Source organism: Amphritea sp. (assembly GCF_048266285.1).
In the GTDB taxonomy this organism is placed as follows: Bacteria; Pseudomonadota; Gammaproteobacteria; order Pseudomonadales; family Balneatricaceae; genus Amphritea.
In genome coordinates, this window is sequence record NZ_JBLWZV010000015.1 from 62,141 (window position 1) to 79,001 (window position 16,861).

Sequence of the window (16,861 nt, forward strand, 5' to 3'; positions counted from 1 at the left end):
ACCATGAAAACTATCCATTCTATCACCGAGCTGCGTGAAGCACTCGGCGCGGAGCGTCGTGCGGGCAAACGTATCGGCTTTGTGCCAACGATGGGCAACCTCCATACGGGTCATATCCAACTGATCCAACAATCGAATAATCATGCTGACATCACCGTTGCCAGCATCTTCGTTAATCCGCTGCAGTTTGGTGAGAACGAAGATCTCGATGCATACCCGCGCACACTCGAAGCCGACCAAGAGAAACTTGAGCTGGCGAGCTGCGATTATCTATTCGCTCCGACCATTAAAGAGATGTACCCCAATGGTCAGGTGATACAAACGCTGATTGAAGTACCGGGGATTTCAGACATTCATTGCGGTGCCACCCGTCCTGGACATTTCCGCGGCGTCGCAACCGTTGTCTGTAAGCTGTTCGGTATTGTTCAACCCGATGTCGCCATCTTTGGTGAAAAAGACTTTCAACAGTTACTGGTGATTCGCCGGATGGCAGAAGACTTATTCCTACCGGTCGAGATTCAGGGCTCCCCTATCGCCCGAGCGCAAAGTAATCTAGCGCTGAGTTCCCGGAACGCGTATCTGACACCTGAAGAACTCGCCATTGCACCGGTCCTCAACCAAACTATTCGCGCCACTATCGCGCAAATATCCGAAGGTCGACGGGATTATCTAAATCTGCAAGAAGAAGCGCAAACCCGACTAGAAGAAGCCGGTTTTAAGCGGGATTACTACTGCATATCTAAACGTCATGACTTGCAGCCAGCCGACAGTAACGATACCGAACTCGTTTTAGTTGCTGCCGCCTACCTAGGCAAAGCCCGTCTTATCGACAATATGATGCTCGACCTCTGAACCGTTATCAGGTGCCCCTTCGGGCGGCACCTGATCCTCGTATTACCCATTCCCGCCCCATCTCCACCTTAAGTCTGCTTGGCTATTCGTCAAACACCTGTTAGATTCTGTGACCGGTGACATTTATTTATTGGTTAGTGTCGCCCTCAGGGCTAACCCCATTGCAGTTGCCTTTTGTCTATGATGTACTGCACTGCACAAATAAAAATGATTACAAAAACAGCTGTAGAGTACTCAATGTCAGGTTTCAGACTGACCTGCCATCAATTCGTCACGGTGTGTGACTACACTTCTGCAGCAATCTTATAAGCAAGAGGAATAATCATGCGTGATGTTGTTATTGTAGCTGCCGGCCGTACGGCTGTAGGTAGTTTTAATGGTTCCCTGTCATCCGTTCCTGCCAGCGAGCTTGGCTCGATTGTTATTAAAGGTCTGCTGGAAAAATCCGGTGTTGCCGCCGACCAGATTGATGAAGTCATTCTCGGTCAGGTACTGACTGCCGGTTGTGGTCAAAACCCTGCACGTCAGTCCGCTGTTAACGCGGGTCTGCCGATTGAAGTCTCTGCAATGACCATTAACAAAGTGTGCGGTTCTGGTCTGAAAGCAATTCAACTAGCTACTCAAGCTATTCGTTGTGGCGATGCTGAATTCATCATTGCCGGCGGCCAAGAGAATATGAGCATCTCTGGTCATATATTGCCAAACTCTCGCCAAGGCACTCGCATGGGTGACTGGAAAATGGTTGATACCATGATCAAAGATGGCCTGTGGGATGCGTTCAACGACTATCACATGGGTATCACCACGGAGAACATTGTCGATAAATACGGTTTCACCCGTGAAGAGCAGGATGCTTTTGCCGCAGCCTCTCAAAACAAAGCTGAAGCAGCCGTCACCTCTGGCAAGTTCAAAGATGAGATCATTCCGGTTGTGATTCCTCAGCGCAAAGGCGATCCTATTGTATTTGATACCGATGAGCAGCCACGTTTTGGCGTCACGGCAGAAGCACTGGGTAAACTGCGTCCAGCCTTCAAAAAAGATGGCACAGTAACCGCTGGTAACTCATCAACTATCAACGATGGTGCTGCGGCCGTTATCCTATGTTCTGCTGAGAAAGCGGCTGAGCTGGGTCTGCCTGTACTGGCAACCATCAAAGCTTATGCGTCTGCTGGTGTTGATCCATCTATCATGGGTACAGGCCCAATCTGTGCTACTCAGAAAGCCCTTGAGAAAGCCGGCTGGACTGTTGATGATCTAGAACTGGTTGAAGCGAACGAAGCTTTCGCAGCTCAAGCCATGTCAGTTAACAAAGAACTTGGCTGGGACACCACGCTGGTTAACGTTAACGGTGGTGCGATTGCACTGGGTCACCCAATTGGTGCTTCAGGCTGCCGTATCTTCGTTTCTCTGCTGCACGAAATGGCACGCCGCGATGCTAAGAAAGGTCTGGCAACACTGTGTATCGGTGGTGGCATGGGTACAGCAGTTGCGATTGAACGTAGCTAAACCGTTGTAACAAAAAAACGCGGCCCAATAGCCGCGTTTTTTTATGTCTGTCATTCACCCTTTCATGCGTCAGACATTCGCCTCAAGCTAAGCCTATATCAGGCTGTCGCAATCGCACCTTTGCCCACACCTTCAAACGCTCTCACCATGACCTCTCGAGAAGGGTGGGATAACTTAACCTGCGCCGCAAGATGACAAGCGATCTGCTCCACAGTGGTTTCAGTATCAATCAAATAACAGTGACGCGCAGGCAAGCGAATCTCAAACTCACCCTGTGGGGCATCATAGCAATAGTGATGCACTTCATCGTTCGCACTCACAAGGTGGCCGCGAGTACCGATATAGATATCGTTAAAGGTTTTCGCCCACTGCTGTTCTGCTGCGGTATCCCGCTGCCCATCTAAAAAGACCTCAATACGCGAACGATGACCGTGGGCAATCCGCTGGCAATTGCCATCGTGCTGCTGCAAACCATGACTGTAATGATAAAATGCGTCGTTGATTGCTTCCGGTACAAAACTAATCTCTAGCCCTTTCACCTCATCGGGGAATAGCGCCAAGAGCTGGGCATTACACCAAGCCGCCAAGCTAAGCTCGTTAATTTCATCGATATCCACCAGCACGATCGCCTGTTCTGGCGAACGACAGTAGAACTCACCACCCGCGGGATAACGCCAGTTGACCGTTGTTTCGCCATTCAGTAGCTCTGAATGTAGGTTCGCCATCCCAGTCGGCACCACTAACGCATGGTCGATACTGTTATCAAACCAATGCTTAACCGCTTTTTTAACGATACCAAAATCGCAAATCATCCCCTCCTCATTCAGCTCACCATCGAGCACCAGCTGTACTAGCCAGGACTCACCCAGCAAGCCTCGCTGCGGATGCAAGTAAGAAAAATCAACATTGGTAAGGTTATCTACAAAGAGCTTCACAGGCAGTCACACAGTTAATGGCAATGAATCGATATTGGAACGGCGTATATTAGCTGATTACCAGCCCTATTGCATTCTGACGAGTACCGGTATACTAGCTCTTTTTCGATAACAGGCAGATGAAATTCAATGCGACTGGATAAATATCTAAGTCAGGCAACCGGTTTACCCCGCAGCCTAGTTAAACGGCAGATCAAATGTAAGAATGTCGAGGTGAACGGTCAGCCTTGTCAGGATCACGGCTACAAAGTTCTCAGCGATGATCAGGTGACACTCGAAGGTCATGAGGTTGCGGCCCCCGGCCCGAAATATTTGATGCTGAATAAGCCTCAAGGCACCGTCTGCGTGACTGAAGACAGCGAGCACCCTACCGTTATCGACCTCTTGGAACAAGTCACCATCCGCGACCTGCATCCGGCTGGACGCTTAGATATTGACACCACTGGACTCGTATTGATCACCAACGATGGCCAATGGTCGCACCGCGTTACTTCGCCTAAACACCAATGCGATAAAGTTTATCTCGTTAGCACAGCAGAGCCAATCACCCCTGATTATCTCACGCAGTTTGCGGCAGGCATTACCCTGCGTAACGAAGATAAGCCGACCCTGCCGGCCGAGCTTGAAATTTTGTCTGCTACTCAGGCGAGAGTCACCCTGCATGAAGGGCGTTATCATCAAGTTAAGCGCATGTTCGCCGCCATGGGTAACAAGGTCACCGCCTTGCACCGGGAGCAGATTGGTCATATCCGCTTAGATGAAGACCTAGAACCGGGTGAATACCGTTTTCTCACTGAAGCCGAAGCGAAATCATTCTGATGACTGACACAGCCTTTGCCCTCTTAAAACCGCAACTGGATAATGCCAGCGGTATAGCCCTTTGGGTTGCCGATGAAAACCTGCTCAATCAAACCAGCAAGGTAAATCCGGCGGTCACGGTCATTAGTAACCGTTTCGATCTATGTCAGCAACTAGACAGCGCCGGTTGGCATAGCCAATTTTCCGACTTTGATTTCAGCCCTTATGCGGATCACAGTGTGGATAACATTATCTACCGAGTGTCGAAAGAGAAACCCGTGGTTCATCATGTGATCAATCAAGCGATCCGCATCCTTAAACCGGGTGGAACACTGAGCATCGCGGGATTGAAAAACGAAGGTATTAAAACCTATCTGGATAAAGCGAAAAAACTATTCGCTGGGCAGATGGAGCTATCCAAGTTAGACAAAAATACCTGGATGGGAATTCTGCAATCACCGGGCGCTGCCGATAGCGAATTACTGGACGATCAGGATTACACTCAGCTACGTGAAGTGGCCAGCGATGAGCACTTCAACTACCGCAGTAAGCCCGGTGTCTATGGTTGGAATAAGATCGATAAAGGCAGTGCTTTTCTGATTTCAGAACTCGCGCAATTCACTGAACGACTCGCGGCACCACCGGAAACCGCTCTCGATCTCGGCTGTGGCTATGGTTATCTGGCGATGAATTGCGCCCCGCTAGGCTGCAAGATCACGGCGACCGACAATAATGCCGGAGCTCTACTGGCCTGCGAAGAGAACTTTCGCCAGCACAGCATTAATGGCGACGTGATTGTGGCCGATTGCGCCGAACAGATCGACCAGCGCTATCCACTGATACTCTGTAATCCTCCTTTTCATCAAGGCTTCAGTGTTGAAGGTGATATGACTGATCGTTTCCTCAATGCAGCGCGCCGGCATCTACAATCTGACGGCATCGCCTGCTTTGTGGTAAACCTACATATACCGCTTGAACGAAAAGCTAAAAAACTGTTCTCAACCATAGAGGTTATCGCCGACAACGGTAGCTTTAAGTTGATACTACTGGCCCAACCGCACTAAACACGAGTGACAAATACAGCATGATCGCCACTTATCTAAAGCAAACCTGGTTCTTCTTCCGCGCCCATATGCAGCCAATCATGCGGATACAGCTGCCCTTTATTATTCTGATCACGCTGATTAGCATGACTGCTATGCAATCAGTCGACCCAGAAAACCCAGAGATGAACGATTCAATCTTGATGTTCTACCTCGCCAGTCTGATCTTTCTCCCACTCTATGCCGGCGCAACAATCGCCTACCTCGAATCGGTGGTCAATAAGGAGCCCATCAGCACCATAGAGGCCCTAAAGATCGGCCTACAACGTTGGGGGCCGCTCTTTCTGACCAAGCTCCTCGGCGCCTTTGGTATCGCCCTAGGTCTGTTGCTGTTTTTTATTCCCGGTGTCTATGTGATGACCCGTTGGGGCTTTGCCGAATACTTCAGTGTGATCGAAAAAGCCAGTCCCACTGACGCGTTAAAAAACAGCTGGCAAGATACCTCTGAATACTTCTGGCCACTACTCAATGGCCTGGCCGTTCTGTTTGTTATTCTGCTCGGTAGTAACCTACTGATCGAAACCCTGCTCCAAGTCATGGGTATCGAATCCCTGATACTGCGTAGCCTGTTTGATATCGTGTTTGGCTTTCTAAACTGCTTATATACGATCTATGGCTTTCGCCTCTATTGCGTGATGCGGGAAAAACAAAGTAGCTAGAGCCTGCTGTGTCACTGGCTAGTCGCTTAAAGACAAGTCACTTGAAGGGGAAGCTTTCGCTTCCCTTGCTTAAACATTCGGCATAGCGCCCCCTCACATCAATACATCGGATTACCATTTTTAGTCTCCGCAGGAACACCCTGTATAGAATCCCAATGCTCAACGATCTTGCCCTGTTCATCAAAGCGGAAAAAATCCATCGTTACATATTGGTCATTCCCTGGCCAAACCTGATGGGTATGTAACGCCACCAGATCCCCTTCAGCAATAGCACGCACGAACTCGATAGACTTACCGGGATAATCTCTAGCCATCTCATCAAAATAGTCGATAAACGCTTGCTTTCCACCCCCCACCGCTGGGTTATGTTGAATGTAACGATCGCCCACATATTGCGCTATCGCACGGCTGGGATCACCAAGATAAGCGGTGCGATAAAATGCAACGGCATTAGCTTTATTGGCGGCGGTATCATCACTCATATTAGGCTCCATCAATCAGTTGAAATAGCGGTAGCCTAGCTTGCAAGGTTGTTTTAAGACTGCTGAACACTAGACCTCTACCTAAGGTTAATACAAGGGCACAGCGTTATACCAACCGATTATCTACTCCTGTCCCGCGACCTACGCGTATTTAGTTTGATCCTAAAGGCTCCCCCATAACACCTATACCTAACATCTTAACAGCAGCCCATCTTGGTAATAAGTTATCCCCAGAACCGACCGCACAAGCCTGTGCATAACATTGGGACAACTACCGTAAAGGCCGCTATTCATAGCCTGCAGGCTAGCGGGCAATAAATATGCAGCTCATAACTAGTCAATACAAAGACCTGATACGACAACGGTTTAACACGATCGCCAACGCCACGACTAGGCCACAAACCACTGGGCAACACATTCTCGTCACGCTGATATTCTGATCTACTCAGACACTGACCCAGAATAATGGCGGTTAAAAAAACAGTTGCATTAACATCCCAAACAATCATAATGAGAATCATTATCATTCAATAAACAGGAAGCTAAACATGGACGCACTTAGAATTGATGCCTGGCTTGAACGCAAAGAACCAGTGATAAAACTACACAGCGGGTTATCTAACCACCTTATTGCTGAATGGCGCGGTAGCGCCGTAGAGGAGTTGCTTGAACATGGTATTGTTACCTGCCAAGAGTTGTTCTCAACCATCCGCAGCGTGCAACAACAGGCAGCGCACGAACTGTTACTCAATGCCTGTGCTAACTCTCTCTGCCAGAAAAATGGACCACAATGTTTTAACTGTATTACCGGACGCCTACTGCGTGCACTAGCCAGAAGTGACCAGCATGCATATCAACCATCCATTGCCGGACTGGAACAATACAGATCAGCCGTATAACGACTAACTGCACGGGGATTAGTGGCTATTGATAAGCTGAAGTTCCCCATAAGGGTACGGTAGACAGGCTATGTTTATAACTGCCATTAATCTCTTTAGTTGAGTATGAAAGATACATCAGGGTTTGTGATTGTGGATCAAAAATACGCCGTACTTTCATGGTTTTGAACAGCACGCTCTTGGATTTACGAAACACCACCTCGCCATCCTTGGAGCGATCAATGGCAGCAATCATCTGCGCAGTAATCGGCCCCGTTTGACGACAAGCAATCGACGAATCGCTCGGGTCCGCAAAATCCAGATCCGCTTCGATACTGGCAATATGACAGGTAACCCCGGTGACAACCGGATCCACCAGCACATTCAGCTTAATATCTTTGGTTGTCAGTATCCCCAGCGATACATCACCCACTTCATCACCGCCACAACCGGCTAGCCATAAAACAGAAACCATCGTTAGTAGTCTTTTCATTTTATCTCCCGGTAATAACGCTCTAACTAGTGTAAACCAAGCAGACACAAAAAAGCCCTGCATCGGCAGGGCTTTTTCAATCACTTAATGAGTCTTTATTCTACAGACTCATCTTGCTCTAGATCACGCATGGTCAGTTTGATACGGCCACGTGGATCGACTTCCATCACTTTAACTTTAACCGTGTCGTCCATCTTGATGTAATCGGTCACTTTCTCAATACGCTTGTTAGCAATTTGAGAGATGTGAACCAGACCATCTTTACCCGGCAGGATGTTTACAAATGCACCGAACTCTTCCAGACGCACAACCTTACCTTCGTAGATTTTACCCACTTCAGCTTCAGCAGTGATTTCACGTACTTTATCCACAGCCGCTTTCGCTGCTGCTTTATCAGCCGCGTAAATACGGACAGTACCGTTATCTTCGATATCGATCGTCGCGCCAGTCTGTTCAGTCAGGGCACGGATGGTTGCACCACCTTTACCGATAACATCACGGATCTTCTCTGGGTTGATTTCTAACAGTGTCATGGCTGGTGCATTGTCCGGCAGTTCTGGACGCGCATAACCAATGACTTTAGCCATCTCTTTCAGGATGTGAGCACGGGCTTCATAAGCCTGCTCCAACGCGATATCCATGATCTCTTCGGTAATACCGGTGATCTTGATATCCATCTGCAGCGCGGTAACACCCGCTTCAGTACCGGCCACTTTAAAGTCCATGTCTCCCAGATGATCTTCATCACCTAAGATATCGGTCAATACAGTGAAACGCTCGCCTTCCTTAACCAGACCCATTGCGATACCCGCAACTGGTGCCTTCAATGGAACACCTGCATCCATCATAGACAGAGACGCACCACAGACAGAGGCCATAGAGCTTGAACCGTTAGATTCAGTGATCTCTGACACGATACGGATAGTGTACGGGAACTCTTCCTGTGTCGGCAGAACCGCAGCAACACTTCGACGAGCCAGACGACCGTGACCAATCTCACGACGGCCAGTTGCGCCCATACGACCCGCTTCACCTACAGAGTAAGGAGGGAAGTTATAGTGCAACATGAATGGATCGCGGCGTTCGCCTTCGATCGCATCGATGATTTGTGAATCACGGGCAGTACCCAGTGTACAGGTAGCGATCGCCTGAGTTTCCCCACGGGTAAACAGTGCAGAACCGTGTGTACCACTCAGTACGTCAACTTCAACATCGATACCACGGACAGTTTTGCTGTCACGGCCATCGATACGTGGCTGACCATCAAGGATACGACCCCGAACAATCTCTTTTTCCAGTGATTTGAAAATACCGGATACTTCAGCAGCAGAAGGTTGACCCTCTTCACCGCACAGCGTTTCAACCGCTTTGCTACGAGCTTGACCCAGAGCGTTCTGACGCTCCATTTTGTCAGCCGTTTGGTAAGCCGCATTGATATCATCACCAACGACAGCACGAACCTGTTCGATCAATGCTTCATTCTTCGCTTCTGGAGCATATTCCCAACGAGGCTTACCGGCTTCAGCAACCAGTTCGTTGATCGCAGAGATAGCAACTTGCATCTGCTGATGAGCGAAAACAACCGCACCGAGCATTTCGTCTTCAGACAGTTCCTGAGCTTCAGATTCAACCATCAGAACCGCATCAGACGTACCGGCTACGACCATGTCGAGCATAGAGGTTTGCAGTTCTTCGTAAGTTGGGTTTAGGGAGTAACCTTCAGCTTCAGTGTAACCGACACGTGCACCACCGATTGGACCCTGGAATGGGATACCAGAGATAGCCAATGCAGCAGAAGTACCGATCATTGCAGCGATATCAGGATCGTTGATCTTATCCGCAGACATAACCGTACAGATAACCTGTACTTCATTCATGTAACCCTTAGGGAACAGCGGGCGGATAGGACGGTCAATCAGGCGAGATGTCAGCGTTTCTTTTTCAGACGGACGCGCTTCACGCTTAAAGAAACCACCAGGGATACGGCCGACAGCGTAGTATTTTTCTTGATAATGAACTGACAATGGGAAGAAATCTTGACCTTCGCGGGCTGATTTAGCACCCACAACGGTACATAACACCTGTACACCACCCATGGTAACCAACACAGCACCGCTCGCTTGACGAGCAACGCGGCCCGTTTCAAGAGTGACTTCATGCTTGCCGTATTGGAATGTCTTAGTAATTGCTTGTGGCACGATACAATTCCTTATCTTTATGCAAAACAAAAAAATGTCTGTGCAACGTCACACCGGCCTCTTTATAGCCAGTACTCTGCTGGGCTCTGATCAAAACCAGAACACACCAGAGTACAGGCTGGTTGGTGTAAAACGTAGTACAGACGCATATAGAGATCTCTATTTTAGCAGACCTTAAAAAGCACCGGGGCCATCAAAGATGACCCCGGAACATTATCTTAACGACGCAGGCCGAGACGCTTGATCAGATCAGCGTAACGAGTTACATCTTTCTTCTTCAAGTAATCCAGCAGCTTACGACGCTGGTTTACCATGCGGATCAGACCGCGACGAGAATGGTGGTCATGGATGTGACCTTTAAAGTGAGATTGAAGACCAACAATGTTGTGGGTCAGCAGTGCAACCTGAACTTCAGGAGAACCAGTATCGCCTTCAACGCGTGCGTATTCAGCAACGATCTCAGCTTTCTTTTCAACAGATAATGCCATTTTAAATAACTCCAAAATTAATATGCACACCACGAATAAAAGTGTGGTGGATTAATAGTCGCGTTGTACCGAGCATATTATCAGTTCAACGTCATATCGCCCGTGCCGCCGAAGCCGCACAGACATATCAATTATATATCCTGAGTATTCATCAAGCGACGAGGCAGTAACTGCCCATAAACATCGATCTCGCCAATACCCAGAAATTTATCACTGGCGCTGTCGCGAATGCGCACCAAAGGCTGTACATCAAAGGTTTCAAGCATCACCCGTTGACCATTACATAGGGCACGGGTTTGACTATCAGACAACAACACTTCAGGTGTATCCGCAACCGGACTCCAAGAGGGTAATAATAGCGCATCCAAAGACATTTGTATGTCTTCTACCGCCGCATCACTACCCATATCAGCCACCCGTTGTTCTAGCTCAGCCAATGGTATCATCGCCTCAGCTTTATAAGGGCCAGAATCAAGCCGGCGGAGCATTTTAACATGGGCACCGCAGCCTAGCATCTCGCCCATATCCTGAACAATCGAGCGGATATAGGTCCCCTTGCTGCAGCGAATATCCAGATCGACTTCATCACCACGGAAATCCAGTAACTCAATGCTAAAAACCGTCACCTGACGGCTTTTAACTTCTACCTGAATACCTTGACGTGCCAGTTTATAGAGCGGTTGTCCATTATGCTTAAGCGCCGAAAACATCGACGGCACTTGGGTGATTAAGCCGGTAAACTCCCGCTGTAACAGCTCATCGATCTGCGTTGCACTGAGGTTCTCCGGTAGAGGCCGCTCTTCAACCACCTCACCATCGGCATCGCTGGTATCAGTTCTTTGACCCAGTTTTGCCGTGGTAATGTAGCGTTTATCGGCATTCAGCAGGAACTGGGAAAACTTGGTCGCTTCACCGAAGCAAAGCGGTAGCATCCCTGTTGCCAGTGGATCCAATGCACCCGTATGGCCAGCCTTAGCTGCGCCATAGATCCGTTTTACAATTTGCAACGCCCGGTTTGACGACATTCCACCCGGTTTATCGAGCAGAAAAATACCGTTGACCGACCGGCCTTTTGCCCGCCTTGCCAAGGGTTACTCTCCGTCGTCCTGATCGTGTTTGGTGTCAGCCCGCTTCGCCTGAATAATCAGGTCGTTTAGGCGTCTACCACGATCAACACTTTCATCAAAATGAAAACGTAATTGCGGCATCACCCGCAGTTTGATCTTGCTGGACAGCTGTCCACGCAGGAAGCCTGATGCGCTGTTAAGAACCTTAAGAGATTCCGTTACGGCAGTGGCTTCATCTTTACCACCCATTGCCATCACAGTGATATAAATATCGGCATAGCCAAGATCTTTGGCGATCTTGACGTAGCTGATTGTCACCATGCCTAGACGTGGGTCTTTAATTTCTCGCTGAATCAACTGAGCCAGGTCCTTCTGGACCTGGTCAGATATCCGCTGTGTACGACTAAATTCTCTTGCCATAGTAGCCTGTCAAAACACTCTTAAAGGGTACGCTGAACTTCAATGGTATCGAAGACTTCGATCTGATCGCCGACCTTCACATCATTGTAGTTCTTAACACCGATACCGCATTCCATGCCCTGACGAACTTCAGCCACGTTATCTTTGAAGCGACGCAGGGATTCCAGCTCACCTTCATAGATCACGACGTTTTCACGCAGTACGCGGATACGTTTGTTACGGAATACAGAACCTTCAGTGACCATACAACCGGCAACCGCACCGATCTTAGGTGCACGGAAAACATCACGTACTTCAGCAATACCAACGATCTGTTCTTTAAACTCAGGAGACAGCAGACCCGTCATCGCCAACTTAACATCATCGATGATGTCGTAGATCACGCTGTAATAACGTAGTTCGATATCTTCACGTTCAACGATGGCGCGCGCCTGTGCATCAGCACGGACGTTAAAGCCGATCATGATTGAGCTAGAGGCAACCGCCAGGTTAGCATCAGTTTCAGCAATACCACCGACACCGCCAGAGACGACATTAACCTTAACTTCATCGGTGCTCAGGTCCATTAACGAACTCGTCAGTGCTTCAAGAGAACCACGTACGTCCGCTTTAAGGATAATGTTAAGTGTTTTAACATCGCCCGCTTGCATGTTCTCGAACAGATTCTCAAGTTTCGCCTGCTGCTGACGCTGAAGTTTAATTTCACGGTATTTACCCTGACGGAACAACGCCACTTCACGGGCTTTCTTCTCGTTAGAGACAACAGTGAATTCATCGCCCGCACCCGGTGTACCATCTAGGCCGAGAATCTCGACGGGGATAGAAGGTCCAGCGGTTTTAACCGGCTTACCATTTTCATCCAGCATCGCTCGCACACGACCATACTGCAGTCCGGCCAGAACGATATCACCCTGTTTCAGGGTACCATTCTGAACCAACAGTGTTGCCACTGGACCACGCCCTTTATCCAGACGGGATTCAACCACTACACCACGACCCGGTGCTTCAGGGATCGCTTTAAGTTCGAGTAATTCTGCTTGCATCAAGACGGCATCAAGCAGCGCATCGATACCTTCACCGGTTTTAGCTGAAACGTTGACGAACTGAACATCACCGCCCCACTCTTCCGGCAAGACATCCCGCTGTGCCAGTTCGTTTTTAACACGTTCTGGATCAGCATCTTCTTTATCGACTTTGTTAACCGCGATAACCAATGGCACGCCAGCTGATTTAGCATGGTTAACCGCTTCTTCAGTCTGAGGCATAACACCATCATCCGCCGCGACAACCAGAATAACGATATCGGTCAGCTGTGCACCACGGGCACGCATCGCCGTAAAGGCCGCGTGTCCTGGTGTATCCAAGAAGCTCACCATACCGTGGTCAGTTTCAACGTGATAAGCACCGATATGCTGGGTAATACCACCGGATTCACCTGCGGCAACCCGGGTTTTACGAATATAATCCAGCAACGATGTCTTACCGTGGTCAACGTGACCCATAACGGTAACGACGGGGGCACGCTCAACCTGCTCACCAGCAATCTCTTCTGCAGCCCCAGCGCTTTCGATCAACTGATCTTCAACGGTGTTAGCCTGCATCGCTACAGCGGTGTGACCCATCTCTTCAACAACCAAGGTGGCAGTATCCTGATCAATCACAGAGTTGATGGTCGCCATCGCCCCCATTTTGAACATGACCTTAATCACATCAGCCGCTTTAACGGACATCTTCTTCGCCAATTCTGCGACCGTAATGGACTCAGGAATAGCAACCTCATGAATAACCGGCGCTGTTGGCCGTTCGAACGCTTGCACGTTCGAACTGGTCATGCCACGCTGAACCGGCTTACCACGACGATTACCGTCACGACCACCAGGTTTACGGGACAGACGCTTATCGCCGCCTTTACGACCCGCAGCAGGCTTATCTTGGCTACGGAAGTTTTTCTCACGAGCAGGCTTACGATCCTGCTTCGGCGCATTAGCATTAGCCGGTGCAGCCGCGTTTGCATTTGCGGGTGCAGCACCAGAACGTGGTGCCGTTGCTTTTTTCGCTGCAGGCTTAGCCATTGACGGCTTAGATACTGCGGCTTTTGGTTCAGACGGTTTACCCGCTTCACCACCGGCTGCGCGAGCTGCTTTTGCCTTCGCTTCCGCTGCAGCTTTCTGGCGTGCTTCTTCGCGCTGCTTCTCTTGCGCAGCTTGAAGTTCAGCATCACGACGAGCCTGAGCATCAAGTTCGGCCTGAAGGTTATTACCTTTAACACCAGCAGCCGGAGTTTCTTCAACATCGGCACGTTTAACATAGGTACGTTTTTTACGTACTTCTACGTTGATAGTTTTCTTACCTGCAGCACCAGAGACTTTAATCTGACTGGTGGTTTTACGCTTCAGCGTAATCTTTTTAGGTTCACCATCGGATTTTTCACCGTGGCTACGCTTAAGATGGTTTAGCAGCTTCTGACGCTCATCTTCTGTTACTGAAGCGACTTCATTTTTTCCTGCAATACCTGCTTCTTTCATCTGCGTAAGCAAACGATCAACGGGAACGCCAACTACTTCGGCTAGCTGTTTTACTGTGACTTCTGCCATCTGGGTTTATCTCCTCCGTTGACTTATTCTTCGTCCGCAAACCATGGGGCGCGCGCAGTCATAATTAGCGCTGCAGCCTTGTCTTTATCCAGCTCTTTAATATCAAGCAGGTCTTCGACCGCCTGTTCAGCTAGATCTTCCATGGTCACGATACCTTTACTGGCCAGAACATAGGCCAGATGACGCTCCATACCGTCCATTTCTAGCAGGTCCTGAGCAGGCTCAACGTTATCGAGTGCCTCCTCGTTGGCCAGTTCCAGATTGAGCAGAGCATCTTTCGCGCGGGTGCGCAGTTCATCAACAATCTCTTCATCGAAACCATCGATTTCGAGCATTTCGTCTGCTGGTACATAAGCCACCTCTTCTAAAGAAGTGAAGCCTTCATCAACCAGTATTTCGGCAATATCGTCATCAACATCGAGGTGTTTAACGAATAGCTCAAGAATGGAGCCGGTTTCCGATTGCTGCTTTTCAGCGGCATCGGCTTCGGTCATCACATTCAGTTTCCAGCCAGTTAGCTCAGACGCCAAACGTACGTTTTGACCGCTGCGGCCAATCGCCATTGGCAAGTTCTCTTCTGCTACGGCCACATCCATTGAGCGAGAATCTTCATCCACCACAATAGATGCAACTTCAGCTGGAGACATTGCATTAATCACCAACTGCGCCGGGTTATCATCCCAAAGAATGATATCAACACGTTCGCCGCTTAACTCGTTTGATACCGCCTGAACACGAGCGCCACGCATACCGACACAAGCACCAACAGGGTCGATACGACCATCATTGGTTTTTACAGCGATCTTCGCCCGTGAACCGGGATCACGAGATGCCGCACGAATTTCAATAACTTCTTCTGAAATTTCAGGCACTTCGATGCGGAACAGTTCGATTAGCATCGCAGGACAACTACGGCTCATGGCCAACTGAGGACCACGCCCTTCGGTGCGAATCTCATTTAATACCGCACGTACTCGATCGCCCATGCGATAAGTTTCCCGTGGCAACAACTGATCACGAGGAAGAACGGCTTCAGCGTTATTACCCAGATCAACAATAATGTTGTCCCGTGTCACTTTCTTTACCGTACCGGAGATAAGTTCACCAACACGACTGCTGTACTGAGCGACAACTTTAGCGCGTTCGGCTTCCCGTACTTTCTGCACAATCACTTGCTTAGCGGTCTGTGCAGCAATACGACCAAACTTAACGGACTCAACTTCTTCCTCGTGAATATCACCAGGCTGAAGGCTTGTATCGATCTCTTCGGCCTCTTGCATGGTCAATTCAGTGCCCAACAAAGGTACGCCTTCATTGCTCACAACCGCCCAACGGCGGAATGTTTGGTAATCACCGGTAGCACGGTCGATTACAACGCGGATATCCGCCTCTTCGTCATAGCGCTTCTTTGTCGCTGTTGCCAACGCCAACTCAATCGCTTCGAAGATGACCTCTTTGGAAACGTCTTTCTCGTTAGATACTGCTTCTGCAACCAGTAGAATTTCTTTATTCATACAACTGCCCCAACCTCAAAATTCAATTCTTCACACTCAGAACTGAGGAACTATGTTTGCTTTTTCAATATGGTCAATCGGCAACAGGTATTCTTCCTGATCGACAACCAGCACAATATCTTCATCTTCAATACCATTGAGGATGCCTTTAAATCGTCGGCGACCATCAAATGGCATCCGCAGCTTTACCTGCACCACATGCCCGACAAACGCCTTGTACTGTTCCAGCGTAAACAGCGGGCGATCCATCCCCGGCGACGACACTTCTAATGTATATTCTCCGCTGATCGGATCTTCCACATCCAGTATGCCGCTCACCTGACGGCTCACATTGGCGCAATCATCCACACCGACACCGTTTTCGGCATCAATATAGATCCGCAGCATGCTGTGACGCCCCTGAGATACCATTTCGATACCCCATAACTGATAACCGAGAGCCACCACGGATGGCTCAATCAGTTCCTGTAACACACTCAACTTTGCTGACACGCAAAAACCTCTAAACCTACTTTTTAAGGCAAACAAAAAATGGGTCAAAGACCCATTCAACACACGACCTCTGGGCCGCAAGTACGAAAAAGCCCCTAAAAAGGGGCCAATCAACGTACTACTTGATCGACAATTTCAGATCGTTCACTGAATAATCAGCATTCTGAAATTGGTAGCGGGAACCCTTCTCGAAGAAAACCAACTATCCGTCAATAATGCCTGACAGGATTAGCGATAAGCTTCCAGAGTTCGTAACGAAACTCTTATTTCTGAATCACCATTAAAAAATGGTAGCGGGGGCCAGATTTGAACTGACGACCTTCGGGTTATGAGCCCGACGAGCTACCAGGCTGCTCCACCCCGCATCAACGTGGGGCGTATA

General features: G+C 49.1%; 16 protein-coding genes and 1 tRNA gene. 6 read left to right on the top strand and 11 right to left on the bottom strand.

Going from position 1 to position 16,861, the window contains the following annotated elements:
* Window positions 1–3 precede the first annotated feature (3 nt).
* Both panC and ACN0T0_RS14900 read left to right on the top strand, forming a co-directional pair.
* Window positions 4–852, top strand: a complete 849-nt coding sequence (gene panC / locus ACN0T0_RS14895; RefSeq protein ID WP_417227431.1) for a pantoate--beta-alanine ligase — start codon at window positions 4–6, stop codon at window positions 850–852.
* Window positions 853–1,176: 324 nt separating this feature from the next.
* Window positions 1,177–2,358: an acetyl-CoA C-acetyltransferase gene (locus tag ACN0T0_RS14900; protein WP_417227433.1), complete on the top strand. Its 1,182-nt coding sequence runs from the start codon at window positions 1,177–1,179 to the stop codon at window positions 2,356–2,358.
* 98 nt (window positions 2,359–2,456) lie between these two features.
* Here ACN0T0_RS14900 and ACN0T0_RS14905 read toward each other — a convergent pair whose 3' ends face one another.
* The gene (locus ACN0T0_RS14905) at window positions 2,457–3,293 is read right to left on the bottom strand and encodes a 6-carboxytetrahydropterin synthase (RefSeq protein WP_417227435.1); all 837 of its coding nucleotides are present in this window, start codon (window positions 3,291–3,293) and stop codon (window positions 2,457–2,459) included.
* 129 nt (window positions 3,294–3,422) lie between these two features.
* Here ACN0T0_RS14905 and rsuA point away from each other — a divergent pair, with 129 nt between their 5' ends.
* From rsuA to ACN0T0_RS14920, 3 genes are read left to right on the top strand one after another with little or no spacing between them, the layout of a single operon-like run.
* The gene (gene rsuA, locus ACN0T0_RS14910; protein WP_417227437.1) at window positions 3,423–4,112 is read left to right on the top strand and encodes a 16S rRNA pseudouridine(516) synthase RsuA; all 690 of its coding nucleotides are present in this window, start codon (window positions 3,423–3,425) and stop codon (window positions 4,110–4,112) included.
* A complete protein-coding gene (locus tag ACN0T0_RS14915) occupies window positions 4,112–5,155 on the top strand; it encodes a methyltransferase (RefSeq protein WP_417227439.1) in 1,044 nt (347 codons plus the stop codon). The genes rsuA and ACN0T0_RS14915 overlap by 1 nt, the downstream gene beginning before the upstream one ends.
* A 20-nt stretch (window positions 5,156–5,175) precedes the next feature.
* Complete coding sequence (locus ACN0T0_RS14920) at window positions 5,176–5,853, top strand: hypothetical protein (protein ID WP_417227441.1); 678 nt, start codon at window positions 5,176–5,178, stop codon at window positions 5,851–5,853.
* A gap of 98 nt (window positions 5,854–5,951) precedes the next feature.
* On the opposite strand, the gene ACN0T0_RS14925 is transcribed toward ACN0T0_RS14920, so the two are convergent.
* Complete coding sequence (locus tag ACN0T0_RS14925; RefSeq protein WP_417227443.1) at window positions 5,952–6,335, bottom strand: nuclear transport factor 2 family protein; 384 nt, start codon at window positions 6,333–6,335, stop codon at window positions 5,952–5,954.
* A 548-nt stretch (window positions 6,336–6,883) separates the two neighbouring features.
* Here ACN0T0_RS14925 and ACN0T0_RS14930 point away from each other — a divergent pair.
* On the top strand, window positions 6,884–7,234 hold the full coding sequence (locus ACN0T0_RS14930; RefSeq protein ID WP_417227445.1) for a hypothetical protein: 351 nt from the start codon (window positions 6,884–6,886) through the stop codon (window positions 7,232–7,234).
* 25 nt (window positions 7,235–7,259) lie between these two features.
* Here ACN0T0_RS14930 and ACN0T0_RS14935 read toward each other — a convergent pair whose 3' ends face one another.
* From ACN0T0_RS14935 to ACN0T0_RS14975, 9 genes are all read right to left on the bottom strand, one after another.
* Complete coding sequence (locus ACN0T0_RS14935) at window positions 7,260–7,706, bottom strand: CreA family protein (protein WP_417227447.1); 447 nt, start codon at window positions 7,704–7,706, stop codon at window positions 7,260–7,262.
* A gap of 95 nt (window positions 7,707–7,801) precedes the next feature.
* Window positions 7,802–9,904, bottom strand: coding sequence for a polyribonucleotide nucleotidyltransferase (gene pnp / locus ACN0T0_RS14940; RefSeq protein ID WP_417227449.1), 2,103 nt, complete (start codon window positions 9,902–9,904; stop codon window positions 7,802–7,804).
* Between the two features lie 218 nt (window positions 9,905–10,122).
* Window positions 10,123–10,392, bottom strand: coding sequence for a 30S ribosomal protein S15 (rpsO, locus tag ACN0T0_RS14945; RefSeq protein WP_126159729.1), 270 nt, complete (start codon window positions 10,390–10,392; stop codon window positions 10,123–10,125).
* A 131-nt stretch (window positions 10,393–10,523) separates the two neighbouring features.
* Window positions 10,524–11,480, bottom strand: coding sequence for a tRNA pseudouridine(55) synthase TruB (gene truB / locus ACN0T0_RS14950; RefSeq protein WP_417227452.1), 957 nt, complete (start codon window positions 11,478–11,480; stop codon window positions 10,524–10,526).
* A gap of 3 nt (window positions 11,481–11,483) precedes the next feature.
* On the bottom strand, window positions 11,484–11,879 hold the full coding sequence (rbfA, locus tag ACN0T0_RS14955; protein ID WP_417227454.1) for a 30S ribosome-binding factor RbfA: 396 nt from the start codon (window positions 11,877–11,879) through the stop codon (window positions 11,484–11,486).
* Between the two features lie 20 nt (window positions 11,880–11,899).
* Entirely contained in the window at window positions 11,900–14,473 is a 2,574-nt protein-coding gene (gene infB / locus ACN0T0_RS14960; protein ID WP_417227456.1) for a translation initiation factor IF-2, read from the bottom strand.
* 23 nt (window positions 14,474–14,496) lie between these two features.
* Window positions 14,497–15,987 carry a transcription termination factor NusA gene (nusA, locus tag ACN0T0_RS14965; protein WP_417227458.1) on the bottom strand — a complete coding sequence of 497 codons (1,491 nt, stop codon included), beginning with the start codon at window positions 15,985–15,987 and terminating at the stop codon, window positions 14,497–14,499.
* 36 nt (window positions 15,988–16,023) lie between these two features.
* Window positions 16,024–16,479, bottom strand: coding sequence for a ribosome maturation factor RimP (gene rimP / locus ACN0T0_RS14970; protein ID WP_417227459.1), 456 nt, complete (start codon window positions 16,477–16,479; stop codon window positions 16,024–16,026).
* Between the two features lie 288 nt (window positions 16,480–16,767).
* Window positions 16,768–16,844, bottom strand: a tRNA-Met gene (locus tag ACN0T0_RS14975).
* Between the last annotated feature and the right edge of the window lie 17 nt (window positions 16,845–16,861).

What these genes read in the sequence shown, in the direction of transcription:
- rpsO (WP_126159729.1), bottom strand. Translation starts at nt 10,392, where the DNA reads ATGGCATTATCTGTTGAAAAGAAAGCTGAGATCGTTGCTGAATACGCA.
- ACN0T0_RS14930 (WP_417227445.1), top strand. Translation starts at nt 6,884, where the DNA reads ATGGACGCACTTAGAATTGATGCCTGGCTTGAACGCAAAGAACCAGTG.
- rbfA (WP_417227454.1), bottom strand. Translation starts at nt 11,879, where the DNA reads ATGGCAAGAGAATTTAGTCGTACACAGCGGATATCTGACCAGGTCCAG.
- infB (WP_417227456.1), bottom strand. Translation starts at nt 14,473, where the DNA reads ATGGCAGAAGTCACAGTAAAACAGCTAGCCGAAGTAGTTGGCGTTCCC.
- ACN0T0_RS14920 (WP_417227441.1), top strand. Translation starts at nt 5,176, where the DNA reads ATGATCGCCACTTATCTAAAGCAAACCTGGTTCTTCTTCCGCGCCCAT.
- ACN0T0_RS14900 (WP_417227433.1), top strand. Translation starts at nt 1,177, where the DNA reads ATGCGTGATGTTGTTATTGTAGCTGCCGGCCGTACGGCTGTAGGTAGT.
- ACN0T0_RS14925 (WP_417227443.1), bottom strand. Translation starts at nt 6,335, where the DNA reads ATGAGTGATGATACCGCCGCCAATAAAGCTAATGCCGTTGCATTTTAT.
- nusA (WP_417227458.1), bottom strand. Translation starts at nt 15,987, where the DNA reads ATGAATAAAGAAATTCTACTGGTTGCAGAAGCAGTATCTAACGAGAAA.
- rsuA (WP_417227437.1), top strand. Translation starts at nt 3,423, where the DNA reads ATGCGACTGGATAAATATCTAAGTCAGGCAACCGGTTTACCCCGCAGC.
- ACN0T0_RS14935 (WP_417227447.1), bottom strand. Translation starts at nt 7,706, where the DNA reads ATGAAAAGACTACTAACGATGGTTTCTGTTTTATGGCTAGCCGGTTGT.
- panC (WP_417227431.1), top strand. Translation starts at nt 4, where the DNA reads ATGAAAACTATCCATTCTATCACCGAGCTGCGTGAAGCACTCGGCGCG.
- ACN0T0_RS14915 (WP_417227439.1), top strand. Translation starts at nt 4,112, where the DNA reads ATGACTGACACAGCCTTTGCCCTCTTAAAACCGCAACTGGATAATGCC.